The sequence below is a fragment of the Nocardia ignorata NBRC 108230 genome (assembly GCF_001612905.1).
Classification (GTDB): Bacteria; Actinomycetota; Actinomycetes; order Mycobacteriales; family Mycobacteriaceae; genus Nocardia; species Nocardia ignorata.
On sequence record NZ_BDBI01000016.1, the window covers coordinates 95,732 to 120,700 of the forward strand.

Below are 24,969 nucleotides of genomic sequence, written 5' to 3' on the forward strand. Positions count from 1 at the left end.
CCCATGGCATTAGGCATCGACACCCGCGTCACGCTGCTCGTCACCGGTCTGATCTTCCTGAGCGCCCTGCTGCTCGGGATCTGGAAGTATCGCGGCATCCGGGTCGACGGCGCCGCGCACATCTACGTCGACATCGCGCACCGCGCGGCCCTGATGTATTCCTTCGCGGGCCTGGTGCTTGCCGTGTTCACCGAGCTCAGCGCCTGGCCCACGCCCGTGAATCTGGCCGCCGACCTGGTGGTACTCGCGTTCTTCGCCGGGGCGATCGCCAGCTACGTGATGCACGGCCTGCGCCGCGACACCACCGACCAGTTCGCCGGCGAGATCTCCGGCGCGCTGAAACTGTCGATGTACGGGCTGATCGTGGGTGAGGTCGGTGGCTTCCTCGTGCTGTTCACCGGTTTCATTGCCGGTCAGTTCTGATCAGATCGGTTGGACCACAGCGGTTTCCGCCGCACCGAACAGGTCGATATCGGACCCGAACTTGATCCCGACCAACCCGGCGACGAGCGTGGCGAGCAGGATCGCGACAACCACGATCAGCGACCGTGAGCGCGGCGAGGGCCGTGGCACCGCCACCGCGCCGCTGCGCGACGACTCGGCCTCGATGCGCTGACCGTATCCTTCGTCGCGGATCGGCACCGTCGGCGAATACCCCTGCGGCACTTCACGACAGCCCGGCCGTCCACACGCCCCACCGCAGCGGTGTGGCTCGCCGTACTCGTAGTACTGATCCTGGTAGTTGCGGGCAGGCAGCGGCGCCATGATCGGCCCCCTTCGAATCATGCTGCGCGCCTAACTTTCCGGTGCGCCGAGCGAGCACACGCGCCACGGGCACACAGGTCCTTACGGCGTACGCCGATAGTAGATGCAGCGGCGACGGCACGCCAGCGGATCAGACGGCGGCGACCTGCTTGGCCAGGTCGTCGGCCAGCTGACGCGCCTGCGCCGGATCGGTGGCCTCGACCATCACCCGAACCAGCTGCTCGGTACCGCTGGGCCGCAACAACACCCGGCCCGACTCGCCGAGCATGCGCTCCGCCTCGGCCACCGCGTCGCGCACCTCGGGGGCAGCCGCGACCGCGGCCTTGTCCGACACCTTCACGTTCACCAGCACCTGCGGCACGGTGCTCATCACCGACGCCAGGTCCCCGAGCCCGCGACCGGTCTGCGCCATCCGCGCCATCAACCGCAGCCCGGTGAGCACACCGTCGCCGGTGGTGCCGTAGCGCGGGAAAACCACGTGACCCGACTGTTCGCCGCCGAGACTGAACCCGCCGCGACGCAGTTCCTCGAGCACGTAGCGGTCACCGACAGCGGCGGTGAGCACGCGAATACCGGCCTCGCGCATGGCGATATGCAGACCGAGGTTGCTCATCACCGTGGCCACCAGGGTGTCCCCGACCAGCTCACCCGACTCCCGCATGGCCAGCGCGAGTACCGCCATGATCTTGTCGCCGTCGACCACCTCGCCCGCGGCGTCGACCGCGAGGCACCGGTCGGCGTCGCCGTCGAGCGCGACACCGAGATCGGCGCCGTTGGCGAGCACCGCGGCGCGGACCGCGTCCAAGTGGGTGGAACCGCAGCCGTCGTTGATGTTGAGACCGTTGGGTTCGGCGTTGATCGCGATCACCGTCGCGCCCGCCTCCCGGTACACCTGCGGCGCCACCTCGGCGGCCGCGCCGTGCGCGCAGTCGACCACGACGGTGAGCCCGGACAGGTTCTCCCCGGTCGATTCGAGCAGATGCTCGACATAGCGTTCGTGGGTGCCCTCGACGGTGTAGTCGCCGCGCACGCGGCCGATGCCCGCGCCGGTCGGGCGCACGGTGGTGCCGTCGGTGATCAGGGCTTCGATCCGCTGTTCCACGGCGTCGTCGAGCTTGTGCCCGCCCGCCGCGAAGATCTTGATGCCGTTGTCGGGCATGGGGTTGTGCGAGGCGGAGATCATCACGCCGAAGCACGCGTCGTAGAGGCCGGTGAGGTAGGCCACGGCCGGGGTGGGCAGCACACCGACGGACAGCACGTCGACTCCGGTGGCGGTCAGGCCCGCGGTCACCGCGGCCTCGAGCATCTCGCCGCTGGCGCGCGGATCACGGCCGAGAACCGCGACCGGACGCTTCTTGCCCCGGCTGAGTACCTGCGCCGCCGCACCGGCCACCCGCATCGCCAGCTCCGGGCTCAAAGACTCGTTGGCGAGCCCACGAACGCCGTCCGTACCGAAAAGCCGTCCCATACCTGCCCCTTGTAGGTGGTCCCTATACAGCACGAGAGCAGGCGACCAGCCGTGCTGGAAGCCTGCTCTCGCACACGTGCTCCGCAGACCGTACCGCCTCAGCCAAGGTAGGCGAAGACGGTGGTCGGCAGTGCCGAAATCAGCGCTTCGAGTACTGAGGCGCCTTACGGGCCTTCTTGAGGCCGTACTTCTTGCGCTCGGTGGCACGCGGGTCACGAGTCAGGAAGCCGGCACGCTTGAGCGCGGGGCGATCCTCGGGGGTGACCTCGATCAGCGCGCGGGCGATGGCCAGACGCAGGGCGCCTGCCTGACCCGAGGGGCCGCCGCCGTGCAGCAGGGCGACGATGTCGAAGGACTCGGTCCGCTCGACGGTCACCAGCGGGGACTTCACCAGCTGCTGGTGCACCTTGTTCGGGAAGTAATCCTCGATGGTGCGGCCGTTGAGGGTGAAGTTGCCGGAGCCCGGAACCAGTCGCACGCGGACGACGGCTTCCTTACGGCGGCCGACGGTCTGCACGGGACGATCGATGACGATCGGCTCGTAGGACGCCTCGTAGACGGCCTCGCCCTCGTCGTAGCCTTCGCCGTCTTCGACGACCTCGACCACGGTCTCGTCGACCGCGTCGAACTCTTCGGGGGTGAACTCTTCAGGAGCGGTCACTGGGCCACCTGCTTGATCTCGAACGGAACCGGCTGCTGCGCGGCGTGGGGGTGGTTCGGGCCTGCGTAGACCTTCAGCTTGCCCGCGATCGCGTTGCCCAGCTTGTTCTTCGGGATCATGCCCTTGACGGCCTTCTCCACGAGACGATCGGGACGGGTCGCCAACACCTCGCCGACAGTGCGCGACTTGAGGCCGCCCGGGTGTCCGCTGTGGTGGTGGATCAGCTTGTCCTGCTTCTTGTTGCCGGAGATGGCAACCTTGTCCGCGTTGATGATGATGACGAAGTCGCCACCATCGACGTGGGGTGCGTAGGTCGGCTTGCCCTTGCCGCGCAGCAGGCCAGCGGCCTGCACGGCGAGACGGCCGAGGACTACGTCAGTGGCGTCGATGACGTACCACTTGCGGGTGACGTCACCTGCCTTGGGGCTGTACGTAGGCACAGTCGTTCCCTGTCTGTCGTCGGTGTTGCCGGCCAACTGTTATGGATCCCGGAGTCGAGATTTGTCCCGGCGGCCGGTGGAGACCCGGGACATCGCGGAGACACCGAACCGCGAACGGGTCGACGTTCCACACGCCAGCGGCCAACGATACCAGCCGGGTATGACGCCCCCACAATCGGACTAGATGACCACCGGTGGGCCCGGGTCGGTGGTGCGCGCCGGGCCGGGGATCAGGTAGCGCAGGTTGTCGATGCCGGGGGTGGCGCATCCGTCGACGACGCTGCCGTCCGCGGTCGCGATGCCGTCGGGGGGCGTGGTGTTGACGTACGGGGTGAACGCGCAGTCCGAGGCGTCGGCCGTGAGGGTGGTGTCGGTCTGCCAGCCGGTGGCGGCGAGCGCCAGCGCGCCGAGCACGGCGGGTGCGCCGAAGAACCCCTTCTTGACCTTGCCGAGGAGCTTTCCGCGCTGGTCGGCTTCGTCGTCGAGCGCGTGCCGCCCACCGGACTGGGCGGGCGGTCCGGCCACGAAACCGGCGGGCCCGGGCGGCTGGGCGGCGCGCGGCGCGGCAGGCGGCGCACCCCAGCCGACCTGGGCGGCATAAGCCTGCCCGGGATGCTGCGGTTCGGGGTAGTCGTCCTCGTCGAACGGCTCGGTGACCAGCAGATGCGCGGCGCCGAGCACCAGCGCGTGCATCGGGTGATCGGCCACCTGCAGCCGCTGTCCGAGATGGTTCTGGAAGGCCAGGCGTAGCGCGTCGTTGAAGCACACGTTGCCCGCGAGCAGCACCGTCGAGGTGTCGGCGCCGATGGAACGGGCCGCGGCCATCGCCTCGATCACCACGTTGTCGGCGGTGCGCGCGTCGCGCAGCGCCTCCGGGTTCACCGAGACCTCCACCGATTCGGTCGGCTGCTCGTCGTCGCCGTGCACCGCGACGACCAGCAGCGTGCGGCCGTCGGAGTAGATGCCGGTGGCGCCGATACCGGTGTGGTGCCGCTCGCTCGGCGGAGAGACCAGGCCGAGCGCGCGCAGGTATCCCGACAGCGCGACGCTCTCCGGTAGCGGTTCGACGACCACGTCGAGCTGTTCGACCAGCCCCGCGTAGACCTCGACCTTCTCCTCCGGCCAGCTGTCGGGATACGGCAACGCCACCAGCTGCGGCTTTCCGCGCAGATACTTGCCGACGGCGGCCAGCGGGTTGTAGAGCCTGGCCCGGAACACCAGTTCGGCGGGCCAGGTGGCGCCGGCGATCACGATCTGCGGGTGCCCGAGGATGTCGCGCACGTCGGCGATCGCCATCCCCAGATCGGGTCGCTGCCGGTCGACACCGGCGGTGTGCAACCTGCCCGCGGCGTCGGCGAGCAGGTAGGCGGGCGGGGTGTAGGTGCCCTCCACCTGGACCGGGCGGATGGGGGTCTCACCGCCACCCGCGGCGACAGACACCACATCCCACCCCAGATGCAGGGCGCCAACTCGAACGGTCACAGGCTCAAGTGTGCCCGGTCGGCGCTCGACACGCGCAGTGTGTCCGCCGAAACGGCGTTGACCTGCCCGATCATCATGCCTGCGACCGCTTCAACCGCAGGCGGGTCCAGGTGAGGAACGCCAAGGCGGCGGTGATCACGAGCACCATGGCGATGTCGAGGATCCAGATGCCGACCGAATGCGTCCACAGCGAATCGTCCTGCGCACCCCAGAACAGATTCTTCAGATCGACGGTCGACGCGCCCGAGGCGTAACCCCAGCGGGCCGGGAACAGGTACGACACCTGCTCGAGGCCGACGCGGTCGGTCACCGGGATCAGACCACCGGCCATCACGAGCTGCACCATGATCATCACCACGAGCATCGGCATGACCTGCTCGTTGGACTTGGCCAGGCTCGACATCAGCAGACCGAACACCACACAGCAGACCGCCGTCATGGCGATGTCGATGTAGAGCTCGATGCTGCCGTTCGGAATCAGCGATCCGGCACCGGGCGGGTTCTTACCGAGCAGGGTGATGCCGATCAGCACCGCGGACTGCAGGAACGCGACCACGCTGAACACCGCGATCTTGGCCAGCAAGTACGCCGACGGCAACAGCCCGACCGCCCGTTCGCGGTGGAAGATCGTCCGCTCACCGACCAGGTCGCGCACGCTCAGCGTCGCACCCATGAAGCACGCGCCGAGGATGAGCACCACCAGCAGCTGCTGGGTCTCGCTACCACCGGACTTGGCGAACGACCCGTCGGGCTGGGCGACCAGCGGCCCTGCGGCGAATCCGTTCTCACCGGGCACCACCAGCGACAACGCACCGAGGATGAACGGCAACACCACCAGGAACACCAGATAACCGCGATCGGCGAAGATCAACCGCAACTGCCTGCGCGCCAACGTGCTGAACTGCCGCATGCCACTGGACTGCGGCGGCGCACCGGCATTGCCGCGCTGCAACGGCTGCGGCGGCGGTGGCGGCGGCACATAGGCCTGCCTGGACCGATATGCCGCGAAGGCCTGGTCCGGGTTGGCCGCGACATTGGCGAAGATCTCGGCCCAGTCGCTGGTACCCATCGCCGCTCCGACGCCACCGGGGTGGCCGGCGAACGCGGTCTTGCCGCCGGGCGCGAGCAGCACCACCTGGTCACACATGTCCAGGCAGGCCACGGAGTGGGTGACCACGATGACCACGCGACCGGCGTCGGCCAGTTCGCGCAGCATCTGCATGACCTGCCGGTCCAGCGCCGGATCGAGGCCCGAGGTCGGCTCGTCGAGGATCAGCAGCGACGGACCGGTGAGCAGCTCCATCGCCACCGACGCGCGCTTGCGCTGACCGCCGGAGAGCCGGTCGACCCGGGTGTCGGCGTGCTGGGTGAGCGAAAGCTCTTGCAGCACACCGTCGATCACCTGCTGACGGTCGGCCTTGGTGGTATCGGGCGGCAGCCGCAACTCGGCGGCGAAACCGAGGGCCTGGCGGACGGTGAGCTGACGGTGCAGCACATCGTCCTGCGGGACCATGCCGATACGCGAACGCAGCGCCTCGTATTCGGCGTGCAGGTTGCGGCCCTCGAAGGTGACCACACCGCCCGAGGGCTGGGTGTTGCCCGCGATCAGCTTCGACAGCGTCGACTTGCCCGCACCCGAGGGGCCGATCAGCGCGGTCAGCGTGCCACGCCCGGCCTGCATGTTCACATCCACGAGCAACTGCTTGTTGCCCTCGACGGTGAACCCGACCCCGTGCACCGTGAGACCCAGTTCGGCGACCGGCTTCTGCCGGTGCACCAGCGCGCCCTGCGCGACGACGAAGTCGATGTTGCCGATGGTGACGATGTCCCGCTCGCGCAGCACCGTGCGCTGCTGGCGGTGACCGTTGACGAAGGTGCCGTTGGCCGACCCGAGGTCCTCGACGACCAGCCCCTCCGGCGAGGAAACCAGCCGCGCGTGCTTGCGCGAGGCCAGCGGGTCGTTCACCACGATCTGGTTGTCGGAGGTGCGGCCGATGCTCAGGCCGCCGGGCGGGATCCGGTCACCGCGCGCCACCGGTTCGGTCGAGGCCGCCTTGCGCACCGGCGGCAGCATCGAGGAGTCGGCGCGGCGGGTCATATTGATGTTGTCCTGCGGCGCGACCGGCTGCGACGGCAGCTGCGAGGTCGGCACGTACTGCGGCCGGGCAGGTGGCTGCTGCTGTTGAGGCGTCGGATGTGACGGTGGCTGGAAGGACGGGCGCTGTGGCGGACGGTGCTGTGGTTGCGGCTGCGAAGGCGGCGCGACCATGGTCGCCGCGTGCCGCGATCCCGCCCCCGGCGCCGCGGGCACGAGGTGCAGCAGCGGCCCGCTGATCGCGTCACCCAGGCGCACCTGGGTCGGCCGGTCGATCGAGACCGGCTGACTCAGCCTGCGGGCGTCGACGAAAACGCCGTTGGTACTGCCGTTGTCGGCGAGTATCCAGGCGCCGTTGCTGAAGCGCAGAGTGGCGTGCACGCGCGAGACCAGCGGACTGTCCACGAACAGGGTGACCTCGGGCGCGCGGCCCATGGTGATCTGCTGGCTCGCTTCGAAGACTCGTTCGGTTCCATCATGGCGCACGGTGATGGTCTGCGCCCCCGGTGAAGACATGGAGCGGATACTATGCCATCGCCCGGACATCGGCGGTGCCCCCGAGACGGCTTCACACCCGATCCGGCGACCGACCTGCACGTGTATCCGGCCGACCAGGGGGACCGATGCCGAAAGGCCAAGTGCTCGTTGCCATCACCGCCGTGCTATGCGCACTGCTGAGTGTGGGCTGCACACGGGCGGTCGACGGCCGCGCGGTCTCGATCTACGACGACCCCTTCCGGGTGGCCGGTCTGCCGACCACCGGCGGCCCGAACGGCCCACGACCCGGCGTCGCGGATTCCTCGCTCACCGCGTCCAACGGTGACGGTGGCGAGGTCGACGCCCTCGCCCTCAACGCCATCGAGGACATCCAGACCTACTGGGAGTCGGTGTTCGGCGCCGAGTTCCGTGGTGAGACGTTCGACCCGGTCACCACCCTCATCTCCTGGGACGCGCGCGCCCCACGCAACTCGGCGGTCGAGTTCTGCAAGGAAACCACCTACCACCTGGTGAACGCCGCCTACTGCCGCAGCGACAACTCCATCGGCTGGGACCGCGCGATGCTGCTGCCCACGATGAGCGAGACCTTCGGCCCGATGTCGGTGGTGATGGTGCTCGCCCACGAATACGGGCACGCCATCCAGACGATGGCCAAGATGGTCACCAAGAAGACCCCGGTACTGGTGAAGGAACAGCAGGCCGACTGTTTCGCGGGTGCGTTCATGCGTCATGTCGCCGAGGGCAAGTCGAAGCACTTCACCATCAACACCTCCGACGGCCTCAATTCCGTGCTGGCCGCCACGGTTTCGATTCGCGATTCCGACCCCGACGATCCGGAGAGCGTGCACGGTTCGGCGTTCGAGCGGGTCACGGCGGTGCAGATCGGTTTCACCGACGGTGCGCGCGGCTGCAAGGGCATCGACGAGGACGAGATCGAATCGCGCCGTGGCAATCTGCCGCAGAGTTTCTCCGGCGACCAGGGACGCGGCGAGTACCCGATCACTCAGAGCAATCTGGTCGAGTTGAGCAAGGCCCTGCAGGCGATCCTGCCGGTGCGGCAGTCACCCTCCTACGACTACTCGGGATCGCAGGTGGAGTGCGACGACGGCGCCGTCACCGACCCGGTCACCTACTGCCCCACCAAGAACGTGATCGCCACCGATGTGCCCGGTCTGGCCGAACGCGGTTCCGCCGACGACAGCGACGACGGCCCGCTCCCGGTGAAGGTGAGCGGCGACTACAACGGCTACGTCCTGTTCATCTCCCGCTACACCCTCGCCGTGCAGCGCAGCAACGGCCAAGCGCTCACCGGCGCGAAAACCGGCCTACGCGCGGCCTGCCTGTCCGGTGTGGTCACCGGCAAACTCGCCGAGCCCGGCCGTCCGGTCAGCCAGGGCGACATCCAGCTCTCCGCGGGCGACCTGGACGAAGCGGTCTCCGGCCTGCTCACCGACGGCCTCGCCGCCAGCGACGCCGAAGGCAACACCGTCCCCAGCGGCTTCTCCCGCGTCGACGCCTTCCGCGCGGGCGTCCTCAACGGCGCGACGACCTGCGAATCCCGCTACAGCTGACTCAGCCGAACGGGGGCGGCGCGGCTGGTTCGTAGCGCAGGACCCGGTTGCCGATCATGATCTCGGTGCCGGGCACGAGTACCAGCGGCTGGTTCGGGGTGAGCCGGATCCAGTCGCGATAGCCGGGCAGCCGGCTGCGAGTTCCGTTGGTGGAACCGCGATCCAGCAGTTGCACGTCCCAATTCACCAGGTGCACTTCGGCATGCGCGCGTGACATGCCGCCGGAGGTGTCGTCGATGCGCAACGGGATCAGGCCGCGTTGTGCCGCTTCGGAATTCTCCGGGTCGCGCCCGATCACCGCGTCGGCTGCCAGCAGGTAGGTCATGCCGTCGTCGAGGACGAGCATGCCCAGCGGCGGGCGGACCACTTCGGCCAGTGCCTGGGTCTGGTCGACCGGCATGCCGCACACCGTGCAGAACGCCGAGCGCGGATCGCTGGGATGCGCACGCGCGCACTTGAATCCCATCACCTTCACCGTCAGCACCGTCGAACGGGCCGTCGCCTCGAGCCTGCGCTGCAGGTCGGGGTCGGGTTCGGGGGCGGGATTGGTTCCGGCGGTGCGGGTTTCGGCGTTGTGCGGGTCGACGAGGTCGTGGTTGGTTCCGGTCACCGCGTCCAGCATCGAGGTCGCGGGCTGCATCCCCGTGGCAGGCGCCTCGGCCGGGCGCGAATCCTGTTGCGGCTGGCGTGGTTCCCGGTCGATGCGGGCAGTGGGCGGCGGCAGGCGGCGGGCGTCCGGGTCGGCGGTGCGCACGCGGCTTCGCACATCGTTGGCCCACACCACGGCCCCGGCTGCCTGCGCGATGCCTTCGACCAGCCAGCCGATGCCGCGTTCGGCGGGCAGGTCGGGGATGCGGCCCTTGGCGTCGTCGACGAACAGCGCCACGCCCTTGGCTGGTTCGGAGGCCACCCGGTCGACGGTGAACGCCGCGTCACTACCCCGGTAGTACTCGGGCCCCCGATCGCCTGCGAGCACGGCGGTCACCGCGCCGTGCAGGAAGATCGCGACACCGCCGTTGTCGGCGGCCGAGAGCACCCCGAAGTCGATCGGCACACCTGGCGAGATCTGCTCGGCATGCTTCATCAGCCACCGGGTGGCCTCCCGTGCGACCGAGGCGCCCGGCCCGCCCGGTTCCGCCTCCACCGCGGTGCGGACGAGCTCGGCCAGCGATTCCAGGGCGATGGCGGCGGTGGATTCCGGGGTGAGGCGTCCGGGCTCCCGGTGCGCCACCGCGATCACCGCTCCCGCCACATGTGCCACGGCATGCGCGCCCGGCACGATTTCGACCTGCCGATCCCTCACAGGTATCGGCCTCCACCGGAACCGCGCAGCAGGGTCGTCGACATGACATCCAGACTATGGCAAAGCACCACACTTAGGGCCCCCTGGGCGGGCTTGTTCCGGTAACTTCACACCTACAGCGGGAGGAACACCGAGGGGCAGCCATGATCAGGATCCGCGTCGCGTTCGCATTGTCGGCAGTCACGATCGCCCTCACGGGCTGCGCGGTGAGTGGCACCCCCGTCGCAGGTGAGATCGATGTGCGCGAACTCGAAGTGGGGGCCTTCGCCGTCGAGAAGCGCTCGCACGATGAAAAGGCCGGTAGCGCAGGTCCGCTCGTGGAGGGCATGCGGATGTCGGGTGCCGTGCCGCCGACGGTCCGGATCGATCCGTCGATGTCGTACGGGCGCGGGTCGACCGTGATCCCGTCGGTGGAACGCGCGCTCGATTTCATCGCCAATGTGTCGCGTCCGGTACTGGAGAACCGCAAGTTCGTCACCGGTTATGTGACGCTCGGCGCCGACCGCGCCGATCCCGACGGCAGTAAGCGTCCCGGTCCCGACGCCACTGCCATCACCACCGCGGTGCTGCGTTTTCCCGACAGCGCCTCGGCCACGCTGGCCGCCCGCGAACTCGAGGACGTCGACCTCGGCGTCTCCCCGGACAACCGCAAGCTCGCCTCGACGAAATACCCCGAGGCATATGTGCATTGGCGTCCCGGCATCCCCACCGTCGGCGCCTTCCACGCGCACAAGGAATTCGTGATCTCGCTGTTCGTGCAGCGACCGCGCGCCGACGCCGACGACCTCGTGTCCTGGATCGATATGTCGCTGGAAGCGAGCCTGGCCCAGCTCGCGAAGTTCACCCCGACCCCCTACGACAAGCTCGCCGACCTGCCCGTCGATCCCGACGGCCTGCTGGCCCGCGCCGTGGTCGAGGACACCACCGAGACCGAGCCCGACCAGAGCACTTTCGCCGTGTACAGCCCCGAGCACATCGTGAGCCGGGTCGACGACGAGACCGCCCGCGAACGCCTCCTCGAAGCCGCGGGCGCCGACCGGTACGCCCTGGTCGAAGGTGGCGCCATCGCCCGTGTCCGCGATCAGGCGGGGGCCGAAGCGCTGATGCAGGGCTTCATCGATTCCGCCGAGCACTACGATTCCGTGCCCGCGCCCACCGATGTGCCCGGCGCCAAATGCTTCGAACTCAATTCGAAGGGCAACTCAGACATCGATTCCGAATACCGCTGCTACGTTCCGTACAAGCGCTACCTGGCTATTGTCGGTGCCGAGCAGGAACCCGAGATCCGGCAGAAAGTCGCCGCCCAATACGCCCTGCTGGCCAACAGTTTGTAGGTCGGCAGAACGGGTTACTATTCGGCCGACCATCGTTTCGGGGAGGAATGATCGCCGTGCTGTCGAGGAAACCGGCCTGCGCCGCACTGGCGACCGTCCTGCTCACCGGCCTGTTGGCGTGCGGTTCCGGGGAGGAACCGGGGGCGGCCACTGATCCGCCGGTCGACCTGGCCACCCTCGATGTGGGCAACTACCCGACGCAACCCCGGGTGGTCGGTGCCGTCGCCAGCATGGATCAAGCTCGGTTCATCGAGGCCGAACGCCTCGGCGATCACGTCCCCGCCCCCGCCGATATCGATCCCCGGTTCGTTCACACCAACCCGTCGATCGCCTCGGTGTTCATCGATCCCGAGGCCGCGCTCGGCAAGATCATGGCCATCGACCGGTTCGGCGAGATCGCCCCGGATTTCATCGGCGGATTCGTGAGTTCGGCCCAGACCGCGCCCGACAACCGCGGCATCGACATGGTCAACGCCGTCATGATCTTTCCCGACGCGCAGAAGGCCACCGCCGCCGCGACCGCGCTCGAGCAACTCGATTTCGGTTACGCGCCCAACAACCAACCCATCGAGATACCGGGTTACCCTGCGGCGAAGGCACATTGGCAGCCCGACCAGCAGTCGATCGGATCGTGGTTCGCCACCGGGCATCTGGTGATCTACACCTGGTTCTTCGACTATCTGAAGATCTGGCTCGGCAAGGTCGACAAGCAGGCCCTGCTCGAGCTGACCCGCAAGAGTCTCGACACCATCGTGCCCTCGGTCGCGGAATTCACTCCCACCGCCGATCTGATGACTCTGCAGCGTGACCGCGAAGGCATGCTCGGCCGCACCGCGCCCCGCCCGCGCGAGGATTCCTGGCTCAACCCGCCCGGCGTCTACGCGGGCCGCACCGCCCGCCATTTCACCTCCGACCCGGTGAGCACGACGGCGATGATCGCCGACAACGGCGTCGACCTGTACGCCAGTGACGGCGCCGACGTCTACCGGGCGCGCGATATCGCGGGCGCGCGGGCCGTGCGCGACGAATTGGGCGGTCTCACCCGCAAATTCACCGCCGCCGACCCACCGAAGAATCTGCCGAGCGCCCAATGCAAGGAATACATCGGGCGCAATCAGCGCTTCGCGATCCGCTTCTATTGTGCTGTCTCCTACGACCGTTACGCCGCGTACGTGTGGTCCAACCAACTCCTCGACGTGCAGCAACGCGCGGCCGCCCAGTACGCCCTGCTGGTGAACGCGTCATGAGAATCCGCCGTTTCGCACTCGCCCTGTTCGCCACCGTCCTCGCGGGCTGTGGTTCCGAGGTCACCGGTACCGCGCTGCCCGGCGAGATCGATATCCGCACCTTGGATGTCGGCAGCTTCCCCACCGAACCGGTGAACGCCCACGACGACGATCCCGTCCCCGACTTCTACGAGATGTACAACGTGGCCGGTATGCGTATCGCCGGTCACGTCATCGACGCCGCGGCCATCGATCCGCAGATGAAGTACGGCACCGGCGCCCGCGCCTTCTCCGACGGCACAACCCCCTGGGAACTCGGCGACGACGATGTCGCCGAACCGATCGCCGAAAAGCACAAGATGCTCTACGGGTTCCTGTCCACCGGCGCCTCGACCGACTCCACCGTGAGCTCGATCGGGTGGCCGTCCAAGGAACCGACGAACGAATTCACCGCCGCCACCATGGTGCTGCAATTCCCCGACGCCGCCCGTGCCACCGCCGCGGCCCAGGAATTCCACGACGCCGACCTCGCCTCCCACGAGGGCCGCAACCAGCCCGTCAGCGTCCCCGGTTACCCCGCCGCCCGCTCCCACTGGCGCCCCGACTCGCCGTTCCTGCGCACCCTGCTTCCCCACGGCCCCTACGTGCTCGCGTTCCTGCTCTCGGTCGACAAACCCGACCTCGACGCCCTCACCACCCGGGCCGCCACCGCCTACGACAAGCAGATCGGCGCGCTGGCCGACGTCCCCGTCCTCACCGACGAAGAGGTCTACACCCTCCCGTTCGACCCCGATCACCTGCTGGTCCGCACCCTCAACCCCGACCAGTTCACCTTCCCCGAAGGCGACGGCACCCACACGGTCACCACCAGGGCGGGCGCCCTCCACTTCGCCGGCGCCTCCGGTGTCCCGCTCTCCCCCGAACGCGACCGACTCGCCGAGCAATTCGCCGCGGTGAATGCCGAACAGGTCGCCTTCTCGCACGGTTCGATGGCCATCCGCACCGCCGACCATGCCTCGGCCCTGCGCGCGGTCACCGACAAACTCCTTCCCCACCACCTCAAAGCCGACGCGGCGCCACCACCCAATCTGCCCCACGCCGCCTGTACCGAGAACCGAACCCTGGACGGGGCCAAGCGTTTCAGCTGTGTGGTGGCGTACAAGCAGTACGTGGGTGTCGTCGGCGGCAACCAGTTGCTCGACGCGCACCAGCGTGCGGCAGCGCAATACGCGCTGTTCGCCAATACCCGATGACCGCCCCGCCCACGCCGGTTTCGCTATGCTCCGGCCCGAACGGGACAGGATGCACCGAGTCAGGAGATCGTGAGATATGGCGATGAGCCCCGGCACCATCGTCGGCGGGTACCGGATCATCCGGAAGCTCGGCGCGGGCGGGATGGGCTCGGTCTATCTCGCGGCCCACCCCAGCCTGCCCCGCACCGACGCGTTGAAGATTCTCAGCGCCGAACTCAGCAACGATCCCGAGTTCCGTGCCCGCTTCGAGCGGGAGGCGAATCTGGCTGCCGGACTGGATCATCCGAATATCGTCTCGGTCTTCAACCGCGGCGAGGAACACGGCCAGCTGTGGATCGCCATGCAGTTCGTCGAGGGCACCGACGCCGCCGCCGAACTCGCCCGCGACCCGCAGGCCATGACACCGCTGCGGGCCCTGCGCATCACCACCGAGGTCGGCAAGGGCCTGGACTTCGCGCACCGGCGCGGCCTGCTCCACCGTGACGTGAAGCCGGCGAACTTCTTGCTGTCGAGCAGCTACGGCGACGAAGAACGGGTCCTGCTCACCGATTTCGGTGTCGCGAAGTCCACCGACGACGCCACCGAGCTCACCCAGACCGGCAACTTCCTCGCCACCATCGCCTACGCCCCACCGGAACAACTCTCCGGCGCCCACCTCGACCACCGAGCCGACATCTACAGCCTCGCCTGCTCGTTCTACAAGCTTCTCACCAACCAAAACCCTTTTCCCGCAACGCAACCGGCCATGGTGATGATGGGTCACCTGCACGAACCGCCACCCCGGCCGACCGCGGTGCGCCCCGGCCTGCCGCCCGCGATCGACCACGTCATCGCCCGCGCCATGGCCAAGAACCCGAACGAGCGGTTCGGCACCTGCCGCGAATTCACCGACGCCGCGACCGCCGCCCTCGTGCCTGGTTCCCACCCCACCGGCCACCACACCGCCCCCACCTACCCCGTCCAGGTGCCGCAGCAGTGGTCACCACCCACTCCTCCCGCAGCCGCCGCCCCGGCACCCGAGAAGCCGAGGAACAAGCTGCTCCTCGCGGGTGCGGCCGTAGTGGCGGTGGTCGCGGTCGCCGCGGGCATCGGCATCTGGGCCTCGAGCGGCGATTCCACCCCACCCGGCCCCTCGACCAGCACCACCGCCGCCCTGACCCCGCTGGAACAGGCCCGCAAGGACAACCCCACCTTCGCGGGCAAAACCGTCCTCATGGTCGACGTGGCCGCCGACGGCAAACTCGCCACCTACCTCGGCGGCACCCTCCCCACGAAATTCTTCGAAGACCTCGGCTTCGTCTACAACTTCAACTACACGAAAACCGGAGAGGAACCCTCCCCCCGCCCCGTCACCAGCACCACCACCCGCTTCGACACCCCCGACGACAGCTACATCCTCGCGGTCCGCAGCGACGAAAAAGCAGGCGGCGGCGGCCTCCTCGGCCTCCCCTACCAACTCACCGGCTCCCGAGCCACCGTCATCCCCATCGACGACCCCCTCACCGTCACCGCCATCCGCTCTTGGACCACCACCTCCGAACAAACCCTCCTCTCCCGCCTCGTCCCCATCCTGAAAAACCGGGTGAAGTAGCCGTCGGTCGCAGACGCGGTAGCCTGTCGATCGGTTGAACGCCGCGATACGCGGTGATCGGTGGGAGGGGGAACATGCGGCTCGAGCGATTCGCTGCGTTGACGGCGGTCCTGGTGCTCGGATCCGGTTGCGCTGCAACAGTATCCGGCCAAGCCACGCCGAGGACGACACCGGTCGACCTCGCGGCCCTGCAAACGGGCGCGATGGTCACCGAACCGACCGACTTCGAACTGAACTTCAGCTCGCACGCCGCACAGCGGGTCAGGCTGATCGAAGGGCGGCGGCTCCTCGACGTCCTGGTCCACCCGACCGACTTCGTGCCGACCCTGACCGAGTTGAGCTACACCAAGATCTTCGCCGACGCCGAAGAGATGACCAAGACCGGTGGACTTCCAGAGAAGTTCGAAGATGCTGTCACCACCAATGATCTGGTCGCCGGCGTCTGCACAACACGAACGAACGGCAGCAGCCGTGACTTCGAATCCCTGTTCGTCGGGATCCTGGAATTCGGCACAGAGCAGAACGCCGTCGCGGCCGCCGCCGCGATGTACGCCGTTGGACTCACGCAGGAGGACTCTCGGCAGCCGGTGGCGATTCCGAGCTACCCGGGCGCGCACGGCTCTGCTTCGGACAGCAGCGTCAACGCTTTCCAGCCGCACGGCCGATTCGTGATCGTCACCGCGATGCAGCCGGTAGCAGACCGCAACTCATCGGCCGACATGATCAAGAACGTGCTCGACAAGCAGATCGAGGCGCTGGACAAGTTCCAGGCCGTCGCTGCGGACGACCTGCTCGATCTGCCACTCGACCAGGATGGCATGGTTCGGCGCACGATGAGCAAGTCCCCGGTGGGAGACCCTTTTCAGATGGGCTTCCACAACGAGGATTTCGGCATATTCCTCCCGTCCGGGATCCTGCACTACGAGCGCAACCCTCGCGAAACCCGCAAAGCGCTGGAAGACGCGGGGGTCGATCTCATCGGACGCCGCTACAGCACGGTCTACCGAACCAGGGATGTCGAATCCGCCTTCTTGCTGCAAACCGCGCTCGCTCGGCGCGGCAAGCACGACACCGTTCTCGAGCCGCCGCCTGGCATCGCCGATGCTCACTGCGTGCGCTTGGCCGAACCGGACAAGAATCGCAACTACAACGGTTTCTGCGTCCTGGTGTACGAACGGTATGTCGCCGTGGTGATGTCTCAGGCGTCCCAGTTGAACAGCACGCAGCCGTCAGATCCGACATTGCAGGAACGCACAGCCGCGCAGTACGCGATTCTGGCGAAGAGTGAGTGATGAATATGCGAAAGCTCCGCGCCTACGCCGCCTTTTCGGTCCTGATTATCCTCTCGAGCGCCTGTGGAAGCTCATCGGAGCCCCCTGCTCCGACCGCACCCGAAGTGGATATCAGCAAGCTGAACTCCGGGAACTATCCGACGACGCCGGTCGATGTCGAAGCGACGAGACGGCCACTTTCAGGGGCTGTTCGAGAATCCGTCATGATCGGTGCCGCGTCGCCGATGCCATACGACTACGACCATCGATTCGTCTACAACCGGCTGCGGGTGAGCCGCGAAATCACCACAGGCAAACCACCGTGGTACCCGGGGACCGACTTCAAGGACGCCAAGGAAACACTCGACGCCATCCCCGGCGTGGTAGCGGGCTGGCAGACCGCCGCTGCCCGCCGTGCCCACATCTATACCGGCCGCGAAATCGACACAATGGTGATCCGGTACACCGACGACAACCACGCACGGTTCGCCTACGAGGAATTGGCCAAGCGCACAAACGGTGTCCCGGGAGAAGTGCCCGGTTACCCGGATGCGCAGGTACGGGTCGCGATCACGAAGGACTCGTTCACTACGCAATACATGCGCGCGTGGCTGGTTCGCGGCGATCTGCTCATCCACGCTGCCCTGAGCGACCCGGTCAGTGTGCCCTTCGACGCGGCAGCCAACGCCGACATCGTCAAACGCTTCTTCGACAAGCAATTGGCCATGCTCGAGTCCTACTCCCCCACTCCCGTGGCCGAGATCGACAAGGCCCCCTTGGACGTGGACGGTTTGCTGACCCGTACCCTGCCCGCCGACGAAGGACTCGCAGTCGGCCGCGTATATCCCAGGCAGGCCCTGCTGCACCTGGCAAATCGACCCGACAGAATGATGCCTGCCTTCGATGACGCCGGCGTCGACTACGCCGCGGCCGCAGGCGGCTCGGTGTATCGCACACGTGACGCGGCCGCAGCGGTCCGGTACCTGGCGGCTGAGGCCGCCGACATCGACCCCAGGTACGAACCGATGGACGCACCTGCCGAAATGCCCGGCGCGCGGTGTTACAAAGCCAAACCTGGTAAAGCGATGGCCATTGCTCTGCCGCCGACTTGTCTGACCACAGTGGGCCGATACGTTATCGGGTCGGTCGGAGCGAATCCACAGGACGCTCATCAGCGCCTCGCCGCTCAGTACAAGCTTCTTGCCGGGTACCAGTGAGCCCAGCGTCTGACAAGGAAGTCATAACCGTCGGTGCGCTACTATGCCCGCGAACCAGATCACCGGGGACGAGGTGGGCCATCGAGCTCACATCGGATCGAAAGAGTTAGTTGGAGGGGGAGGCGTGAGGTTCTGTCGTGGCGCATCGATAACCCGTTTCGCAGTTCAGGTGGCAGTCGCCGGCGTCATCACCGCCACTGTCGCCGGGTGCGGCGGACAGGTGTCCGGCTCGGCCACGCGGGAGGCGCCGGATACCTCGGGCCTCGACTTCGGCAACTACCAGACCGAACCTCGGATGGTCGGCAATGCCAAGAGTCTGACCCAGGCGCGAGCGTGGGAGGCTCAGCGCCTCGCGGACTACGTGGCGGTCCCGTTCGAGGTCGATCCCGCGTACGTCCGTGACGCGCGATTCGATTCGTTCGTTCCGAGCACTCAGATCGTGCTGAACCGCAAGGGTCTCGGCGGGCTCATCGTCAACGACACCTTCGACGAGGTCGCTGAAGACCTCGTCGCCGGCTGGCTGAACTCGTGGGCCACCGAACTCGACGCCGAGAACAAGTCGCGCAAGCTGCATCTCTCGGTGCTGATGTTCCCCGACGCGAAAACCGCGGAGTCCGTGGGTCCGACCCTCGAGCACGACGACTTCACGTTCAACACCGAGAACGTCAAGGTGCCGATCACCAAGTACCCCAAGACTTTCGCGCATTGGCGTCCGTCGGTGTCCTCGATCGGTTCGTGGACGGTGCACGACCGCTACGTCATCTTCATGAAGATCGACGACGAGACGCGTGCACCGGACCTGCCGTGGCTCACTAGCCAGGTCGAGAAGACACTCGAGGTGCAGATCCCCCTGCTCGACAAGTTCGTGCCGACGCCCTCGGACAAGCTCGAACACATCCCGCTCGACCCCACGGGGCTGCTCGGCCGCACCCTGCCCTCGGATCCCGGCGCACCCGTACGCGCGCAGCCCGACGGGTACTCCACCGGCCGCGGCGCGTTGAGTTTGTTCGCCGAACCGTCACCGGATGTGCTGGCCGATTTCGCCGAGCATCAGATCGACCTCATCACCTTCGGCGAGGCCGTCATCTTCCGTTCGACGACAGCGGCAGGCGCGAACGGCATGTACCAGGAGGCGATTGCCCCGGCGGACGACAAGCAAGAGGTCGAAGCGCCCGAAAAGCTTCCGGTGCCCGTCAAGTGTTTCGCCAATACCTACAAAGACTCCGAGGGCCAGGTGAAACCCGTCGACCACATCTGCTATCTGCAGGTGGACAGCTACGCCGTGCAGGTGCGCAACAAGAACCTGCAGGACCTGCACCAGCAGACGACCGCGCAGTACATTCTGCTGGCCGCTCGATAAGGAATCCGCGATGAAGACTTCCCTGCGGCTTGTCGGGCTGCTCACCGTCCTGACTCTCGGATCAGGTTGCGCGTCAACGGTTTCCGGTCAGGCCGAACCAGGCATCACCCCCGTCGACATAGCCGCGCTGAAAACCGGCGCCCAGGTCGTCGAGCCCACTCCGTTCGAACTCGATTTCAGCTCGCATACCGCACAACGCATCAGGTTGATCGAGGGTCGGCAACTGCTGAATCTCCTCGTCCACCCGATCGATTTCATGCCGAGCCTCACCGAGCTCGACCACACCCGGATCTTCGCCGATTCGTCCGAAATGTCGAAAACCGGCGGCCTGCCGAGCACTTTCAACCCGATCGTCGACCAGAACGACCTCGTGTCCGGGGTGTCGACAGTCCGGACCAACGGCAGTGCTCGCGCCACCGAGTCGATGTATGTGGGAGTGCTGCATTTCGGTACAGCCGAGAATGCCAAGAACGTCTCCACCGGCATGTTCGAAGTGAGTACGCGAGGCGAGCCACCCCGCCAGCCGATCGAAATCCCCGGCTACCCCCAGGCCAACGGCACCATCGGGGCCGCAAGCGTCAATGCGTTCCAGGCGCACGGACCGTTCGTGGTCGTCACCTCGATCCAGCAGCCCCAGCCCGACCGCACGGCCTTGCCGAAGAAGATCCAGATGGTGCTGGACGCCCAGATCAAAGCGCTGGACTCCTACAAGCCGGTTCCTGCCGACGACCTGCTCGACCTACCGTTGGATCAAGACGGCATCATGCGCCGGACCATGGGCAAATCGCCGGCCGGTGACCCGTTCGGCATGAGTTTCCATCAGGAAGATTTCGGCACCTTCCAGCACTCGGGCATCTTGCACTACGAACGCAACACTCTCGCGACCCGCAAGGCATTCGAAGCGGCGGGCGTCGATTTGGTCGGCCGCCGCTACAGCACCGTTTACCGCACGCGCGACGTCGAGTCCGCGTTCCTGCTACAGACCGCGCTGGCCCGACGTGGCAAAGAAGACGCCGTGCTGGATCCGCCGCCCGGCATCGCCGACGCCCAGTGCGTGCGGCTCTCGGATGCCGACCCCAACCGCGGCTACAACGGCTTCTGCGTGCTGGTGCACGGCCGTTACGTCGCAGTGGTGATGGCAATGGCCACCGCGTCTCGCACCGCACTGCAGGCCGATCCGGTGTTGCAGGAGCGGACCGCCGCGCAGTATCTGATCCTCGAGAAGAGCGAGTAGACCATGCGAAAGACACGCGCCTACAGCACTTTTGCCGCCCTCGCTCTCCTTCTCGGTGCCTGTGGCGACGATCCGGAACCGGCCGCACCGCCTGCACCCCAGGTCGATGTGGCGAAGCTGGATTCCGGCAATTACCCGACCACGCCGCTCGATGTCGAGAACACCCGCACCGCCATGTCGGGCGCGTTGCGCGAATCCATCCGGATCGCCGCCGCCTCGCCGACCCCGTACGACTACGACAATCGATTCATCTTCGCGGCCCGTCCCGGTCACCCCGTCACGGCCGAAGCTCCGCCCTGGTATCCCGGTACCGATTTCGAGAACGGCAAAGACACTTCGGCTGCCATTCCCGGTGTGGTCGCGGGATGGGAGACAGCCGGGCAACGACGCGAAGAATTCAGCGCCGGTCGCGAGATCGATACCATGGTCGTGCGTTATGAAACCGCCGATCAGGCCCGCTTCGCCGCCGATGAAATTGGCAAGCGGACCAAGGGTGTACCCGGGCCCGTGATTCCGGACCACCCGAATGTCCAGACCCGTGTCGATATCAACAAGGGTTCGTACACGACCCAGTACCTGCGCGCATGGCTGCTCCGGGGCGACCTGCTCATCCACGCGAGTCTGTCCGACCCCATCAGCATTCCGTTCGACGCGGCGGCCGATGCCGACATTGTGAAACGCTTCTTCGACAAGCAGCTCGAACTACTCGCATCGTACAAACCCACGCCGGTAGCCGATTTCGGGAAACTACCGCTCGATGTCGACGGCCTTCTCGCCCACACTCTTCCGGCGAAAACGAAGGAAAACGAGGGCGCGGCCTACCCGGTGCAGGCAGTCCTGCATCTGGCGGGCTCGCGCCGCGACAAGCTGATCGCCGCCATCACCGATGCGGGTATCGATTACGCCAGCTTCGCCGGCGGATCGGTGTTCCGTGCGCGTGACGCCGATGCCGCCATCAGGTACATGGTCGCCGAAGCAACCGATTCGACGACCGAGGACCACATGAAGGTGGACGGGCCGGCCGAGATGCCGGGCGCGGAGTGCTACAACGCCAAACCCGAGGTGAAATACGCCTCCGACGCACCGCCGATGTGCATCACGACCATCGGTCGGTATGTCATCAAATCCCAGAGCATGAATCTGCAGGACGCCCAGCACCAGCTGGCCGCCCAGTACAAGCTCCTGCACGGTTTCAGCTGATGAATGCGTGGACGGTGCGGTAACGCGGCACCTGTTAGATTGCCCTGGTCGGCACGTGCACTGCGGGGCGCGCGAAGGATGAGGAGATGCGAATGGCCTTGCGGCCCGGCGCAATTGTAGGTGGCTACCGAGTGATCAAGGTCCTCGGTGCCGGTGGCATGGGCACCGTCTACCTCGCCCAGAACCCCAGCCTGCCACGCCGCGACGCCCTCAAGGTGCTCAGCGGCGACTTGTCGACCGACTCCGAGTTCCGCGCCCGCTTCGAACGTGAGGCGAACCTGGCGGCCGGCCTGGACCATCCCAATATCGTCGCGGTGTACAACCGCGGCGACGAGGACGGTCAGCTCTGGATCGCCATGCAATACATCGACGGAACCGACGCCTCGGCCGAGGTCGCGAAGGGCCCGGCGCGGATGCCCGCGCATCGCGCGCTGCGCATCATCGGCGAAGTCGGCAAGGGCCTGGACTACGCCCACCGCCGCGGCTTGCTGCACCGCGACATCAAGCCGGCCAACTTCCTCATCGCCGCCGCCGAGGACGGTGACGAGGAGCGTGTGCTGCTCACCGATTTCGGCGTCGCGAAGTCGTCGGACGACGGCCAGGAACTCACGTCCACCGGCAACATCATGGCCACCATCGCCTACGCTCCCCCCGAGCAACTGATGGGTTCCAAGCTCGACCACCGCGCCGACATCTACAGCCTCGGCTGCTCCCTCTACAAACTCCTCACCGGCCAAAACCCTTACCCGGCAACAGTGTCGGCCATGGTCATGATGGGCCACCTGCACGAACCACCACCGCGTCCGACCGCGGTCCGCCCCGACCTCCCGCCCGCGATCGACCACGTCATCGCCAAGGTGATGGCCAAGGACCCGGCCCAGCGCTACAACACCTGCCGCGAGTTCGTCCAGGACGCCCACAACGCCCTCTTCGGGTCTCCCATGCAGGCCCCGGCCTCTCAGGGTTTCCTCACTACACCGAGCATGCCTACTGCTCACACGACCGGGCCAAGGACCATCGCCACCGAACCGGTCGGTCAGCAGCGATGGACCACCGACCCCAGTCGCCCTATCGCGACGAACACCGGCTACTACGGCGGTGTTCCGGAACGCGAAATCCTTACCGCGCGCAACCCCCAATCATTGCGCTCTCCCAAACGAGCGCGAAAGTTCTTGCTACCCGCGTTGATCGCGCTCATCGTCGCGGCACTCGTCGGAACCGGCGTGTTCGTGCTGACCCGACCGGACGGCACCCAGACCGCCGGGGATCCGATGAGCGAAGCCAGGGCCCAGAACCCCGAGTTCAGCGGAAAAACCATCACGGCCTACAACTTCGGCAACTCCAGTCTCTCGGTCGTTCTCAACCCGAGCGACCAGTGGAAGTTCCTGCGGGACCTGGACTTCGATTACAACTCGGAGTTCAAAGCCGTCGGCGACGAAAAGTCGCCGAGGGCCCTCTCCGTGGGCGACTACAATGTGAAGAACACCACCGACATCGTGCTGATTTTCCGCACCGACAGTCAAGCCGGAAACGGCGGGTTCCGGGGTCTGCCGTATTCGCTCACCAGCGGCAACGGAAAAACTGTCATCATTGATGACCCGGCCACCGTCCAAGCCTTTCAGGTCTGGAGCGCCCAGTCTCAAAAGATTCTCATCGATAAGCTGGTCCCAGAAATCAACAAGGCGATCGGCTAGCATGACAGTTCATAATTCCGGGGCAGCGATTGCGAGAAATCTGAACATCGCCGCCACGCCACTCTATTAGGTGGTCTCAGAGCGTAGGGGGGTCCTATGAGGTTGAAAGCACGACTGCTGGCGCTGGCGGCAGCCGGTATCGTCGCCGCTACCAGCTGTGGGTCGGAAACAGCCGGAACTGCGCTGCCCGGTATGTCGGTTGTCGACATCACGAAGCTCGAGCTGGGCGCTTTCTCACCGGAAGCTACAGCCTATCGCTTCGATGACTTCTCGACGCCCGCAGACGTACGCAGGCTCGAATCCAAGCGGATGCTGAATTACATCATCTCTCCAACAGATGTGAACCCGGAGATAAGTAAGCTCGTCGGCGTCTACACTTTTGCCACAGCCGATGATCCGTTCACGTTGGCGGTTATGCCGGAGTCATATCGTCCGGCAATGGCCGAAAACCAGCTGCTCGCCGGCGCGTACGTTGCCAGAACAAACGACACACCTCGAAGCCTCGAGAAGATCCTTCTGTTCCTACTGAGGTTTCCAACCGACCAGGCCGCGCAAAAGGCGTCTGAGCAGATGAACGATATCGCCCGGAAAGATCAGACCAACGTCTTCACGATCGACGGGCATCCATCCGCCCGCGCTTCTTCGAAGGACTGGTCGGCAGGGATCGCCACGGTCCCGATGGGGCCATTGCTACTGATCGCGAACTATGGCGGCCCCAAACCGAATGAGTCCCAGGTGAAGGCCAATCTCACGAAGACACTGGATTTGCAGCTCGCAAAATTGGCCGACCTGAAACCCACACCATTCGAAGATATTCTCGATCGACCTGTCGACCAAGACGGCATTATGCGCCGCGCCATTCCTGCGGCCCAGGACTACTCCGACCCGTTCTCTTCCAACCTGGACTTTTCCGTTTACCAGCCGTCTGGCCACCTGCATTATGAACGGCATCCCGTACTTCTCCAACAGGCTTTCGCCGACGCAGGGGTCGATTTGATCGGTAGACGGGCTGGGATCGTTTACCGCACAAAAGACCTATCGAGCGCGTTTCGCCTCCAGAACGCGCTGGTCGGTCTCGACAAGAACGATAAAGAAATCACTGGGCCTCCAGGCTTGGCCGACGCTCGCTGTATTCAACTGTACGAGGCAGACCCGATTCGCAAGTACGACCTGCTCTGCGCAGTAGTTCGCGGTCGCTATGTCGGTGTCGTCGTGTCGAGGTCCAAACTTGGTCTGACAGTGGATCCAGCACTTCACGAGCGCGCATCGGCGCAATACGCCGTCCTCGCGAATAGCGAATAAAGGA

Annotated in this window: 20 protein-coding genes; 13 read left to right on the plus strand and 7 right to left on the minus strand. The window is 66.3% G+C overall.

What is annotated here, in order from left to right; genetic code table 11:
- Positions 1 to 3: 3 nt before the first annotated feature.
- Positions 4 to 423: a hypothetical protein gene (locus NI2_RS14255; protein WP_067490924.1), complete on the plus strand. Its 420-nt coding sequence runs from the start codon at positions 4 to 6 to the stop codon at positions 421 to 423.
- On the opposite strand, the gene NI2_RS14260 is transcribed toward NI2_RS14255, so the two are convergent.
- The 6 genes from NI2_RS14260 to NI2_RS14285 all read right to left on the minus strand — a co-directional run bounded on the left by NI2_RS14260 (position 424) and on the right by NI2_RS14285 (position 7,427).
- A complete protein-coding gene (locus NI2_RS14260) occupies positions 424 to 765 on the minus strand; it encodes a hypothetical protein (RefSeq protein WP_067490926.1) in 342 nt (113 codons plus the stop codon).
- Positions 766 to 895: 130 nt separating this feature from the next.
- Positions 896 to 2,233 carry a phosphoglucosamine mutase gene (gene glmM, locus NI2_RS14265; RefSeq protein ID WP_067490928.1) on the minus strand — a complete coding sequence of 446 codons (1,338 nt, stop codon included), beginning with the start codon at positions 2,231 to 2,233 and terminating at the stop codon, positions 896 to 898.
- 139 nt (positions 2,234 to 2,372) lie between these two features.
- Entirely contained in the window at positions 2,373 to 2,894 is a 522-nt protein-coding gene (rpsI, locus tag NI2_RS14270; RefSeq protein ID WP_084457283.1) for a 30S ribosomal protein S9, read from the minus strand.
- Positions 2,891 to 3,334, minus strand: a complete 444-nt coding sequence (gene rplM / locus NI2_RS14275) for a 50S ribosomal protein L13 (RefSeq protein ID WP_022567307.1) — start codon at positions 3,332 to 3,334, stop codon at positions 2,891 to 2,893. The genes rpsI and rplM overlap by 4 nt, the downstream gene beginning before the upstream one ends.
- Positions 3,335 to 3,514: 180 nt before the next feature.
- On the minus strand, positions 3,515 to 4,816 hold the full coding sequence (locus NI2_RS14280) for a hypothetical protein (protein ID WP_243749854.1): 1,302 nt from the start codon (positions 4,814 to 4,816) through the stop codon (positions 3,515 to 3,517).
- Between the two features lie 73 nt (positions 4,817 to 4,889).
- Positions 4,890 to 7,427, minus strand: a complete 2,538-nt coding sequence (locus tag NI2_RS14285; RefSeq protein ID WP_067490932.1) for an FHA domain-containing protein — start codon at positions 7,425 to 7,427, stop codon at positions 4,890 to 4,892.
- Between the two features lie 107 nt (positions 7,428 to 7,534).
- Between NI2_RS14285 and NI2_RS14290 the strand changes: the two genes are divergently transcribed.
- Positions 7,535 to 8,980: a neutral zinc metallopeptidase gene (locus NI2_RS14290; RefSeq protein WP_067490934.1), complete on the plus strand. Its 1,446-nt coding sequence runs from the start codon at positions 7,535 to 7,537 to the stop codon at positions 8,978 to 8,980.
- A 1-nt stretch (position 8,981) separates the two neighbouring features.
- Here the strand turns inward: NI2_RS14290 and NI2_RS14295 are convergent, their stop codons facing one another.
- Entirely contained in the window at positions 8,982 to 10,283 is a 1,302-nt protein-coding gene (locus NI2_RS14295; RefSeq protein WP_067490936.1) for an FHA domain-containing protein, read from the minus strand.
- Positions 10,284 to 10,426: 143 nt separating this feature from the next.
- Here NI2_RS14295 and NI2_RS14300 point away from each other — a divergent pair, with 143 nt between their 5' ends.
- The 11 genes from NI2_RS14300 (at position 10,427) to NI2_RS14350 (ending at position 24,965) form a co-directional block, all read left to right on the plus strand.
- Positions 10,427 to 11,617 (plus strand): DUF7373 family lipoprotein, encoded by a 1,191-nt coding sequence (locus NI2_RS14300; RefSeq protein ID WP_067490938.1) that lies wholly within the window; start codon positions 10,427 to 10,429, stop codon positions 11,615 to 11,617.
- Between the two features lie 56 nt (positions 11,618 to 11,673).
- Positions 11,674 to 12,864 carry a DUF7373 family lipoprotein gene (locus NI2_RS14305; protein WP_243749853.1) on the plus strand — a complete coding sequence of 397 codons (1,191 nt, stop codon included), beginning with the start codon at positions 11,674 to 11,676 and terminating at the stop codon, positions 12,862 to 12,864.
- The gene (locus NI2_RS14310; RefSeq protein WP_067490942.1) at positions 12,861 to 14,096 is read left to right on the plus strand and encodes a DUF7373 family lipoprotein; all 1,236 of its coding nucleotides are present in this window, start codon (positions 12,861 to 12,863) and stop codon (positions 14,094 to 14,096) included. The genes NI2_RS14305 and NI2_RS14310 overlap by 4 nt, the downstream gene beginning before the upstream one ends.
- Before the next feature lie 76 nt (positions 14,097 to 14,172).
- On the plus strand, positions 14,173 to 15,687 hold the full coding sequence (locus tag NI2_RS14315) for a serine/threonine-protein kinase (protein WP_067490944.1): 1,515 nt from the start codon (positions 14,173 to 14,175) through the stop codon (positions 15,685 to 15,687).
- A gap of 203 nt (positions 15,688 to 15,890) precedes the next feature.
- A complete protein-coding gene (locus NI2_RS14320) occupies positions 15,891 to 16,979 on the plus strand; it encodes a DUF7373 family lipoprotein (protein WP_067490946.1) in 1,089 nt (362 codons plus the stop codon).
- A 5-nt stretch (positions 16,980 to 16,984) separates the two neighbouring features.
- Positions 16,985 to 18,175 carry a DUF7373 family lipoprotein gene (locus NI2_RS14325; RefSeq protein WP_443093642.1) on the plus strand — a complete coding sequence of 397 codons (1,191 nt, stop codon included), beginning with the start codon at positions 16,985 to 16,987 and terminating at the stop codon, positions 18,173 to 18,175.
- Between the two features lie 169 nt (positions 18,176 to 18,344).
- Positions 18,345 to 19,535 carry a DUF7373 family lipoprotein gene (locus tag NI2_RS14330; protein WP_067490950.1) on the plus strand — a complete coding sequence of 397 codons (1,191 nt, stop codon included), beginning with the start codon at positions 18,345 to 18,347 and terminating at the stop codon, positions 19,533 to 19,535.
- A gap of 10 nt (positions 19,536 to 19,545) precedes the next feature.
- The gene (locus tag NI2_RS14335; RefSeq protein ID WP_067490952.1) at positions 19,546 to 20,769 is read left to right on the plus strand and encodes a DUF7373 family lipoprotein; all 1,224 of its coding nucleotides are present in this window, start codon (positions 19,546 to 19,548) and stop codon (positions 20,767 to 20,769) included.
- Between the two features lie 3 nt (positions 20,770 to 20,772).
- A complete protein-coding gene (locus tag NI2_RS14340; RefSeq protein WP_067490954.1) occupies positions 20,773 to 21,969 on the plus strand; it encodes a DUF7373 family lipoprotein in 1,197 nt (398 codons plus the stop codon).
- 131 nt (positions 21,970 to 22,100) lie between these two features.
- Complete coding sequence (locus NI2_RS14345) at positions 22,101 to 23,663, plus strand: serine/threonine-protein kinase (RefSeq protein WP_084476417.1); 1,563 nt, start codon at positions 22,101 to 22,103, stop codon at positions 23,661 to 23,663.
- 96 nt (positions 23,664 to 23,759) lie between these two features.
- Positions 23,760 to 24,965, plus strand: a complete 1,206-nt coding sequence (locus tag NI2_RS14350; protein ID WP_133733976.1) for a DUF7373 family lipoprotein — start codon at positions 23,760 to 23,762, stop codon at positions 24,963 to 24,965.
- The last annotated feature ends 4 nt before the right edge of the window (positions 24,966 to 24,969 follow it).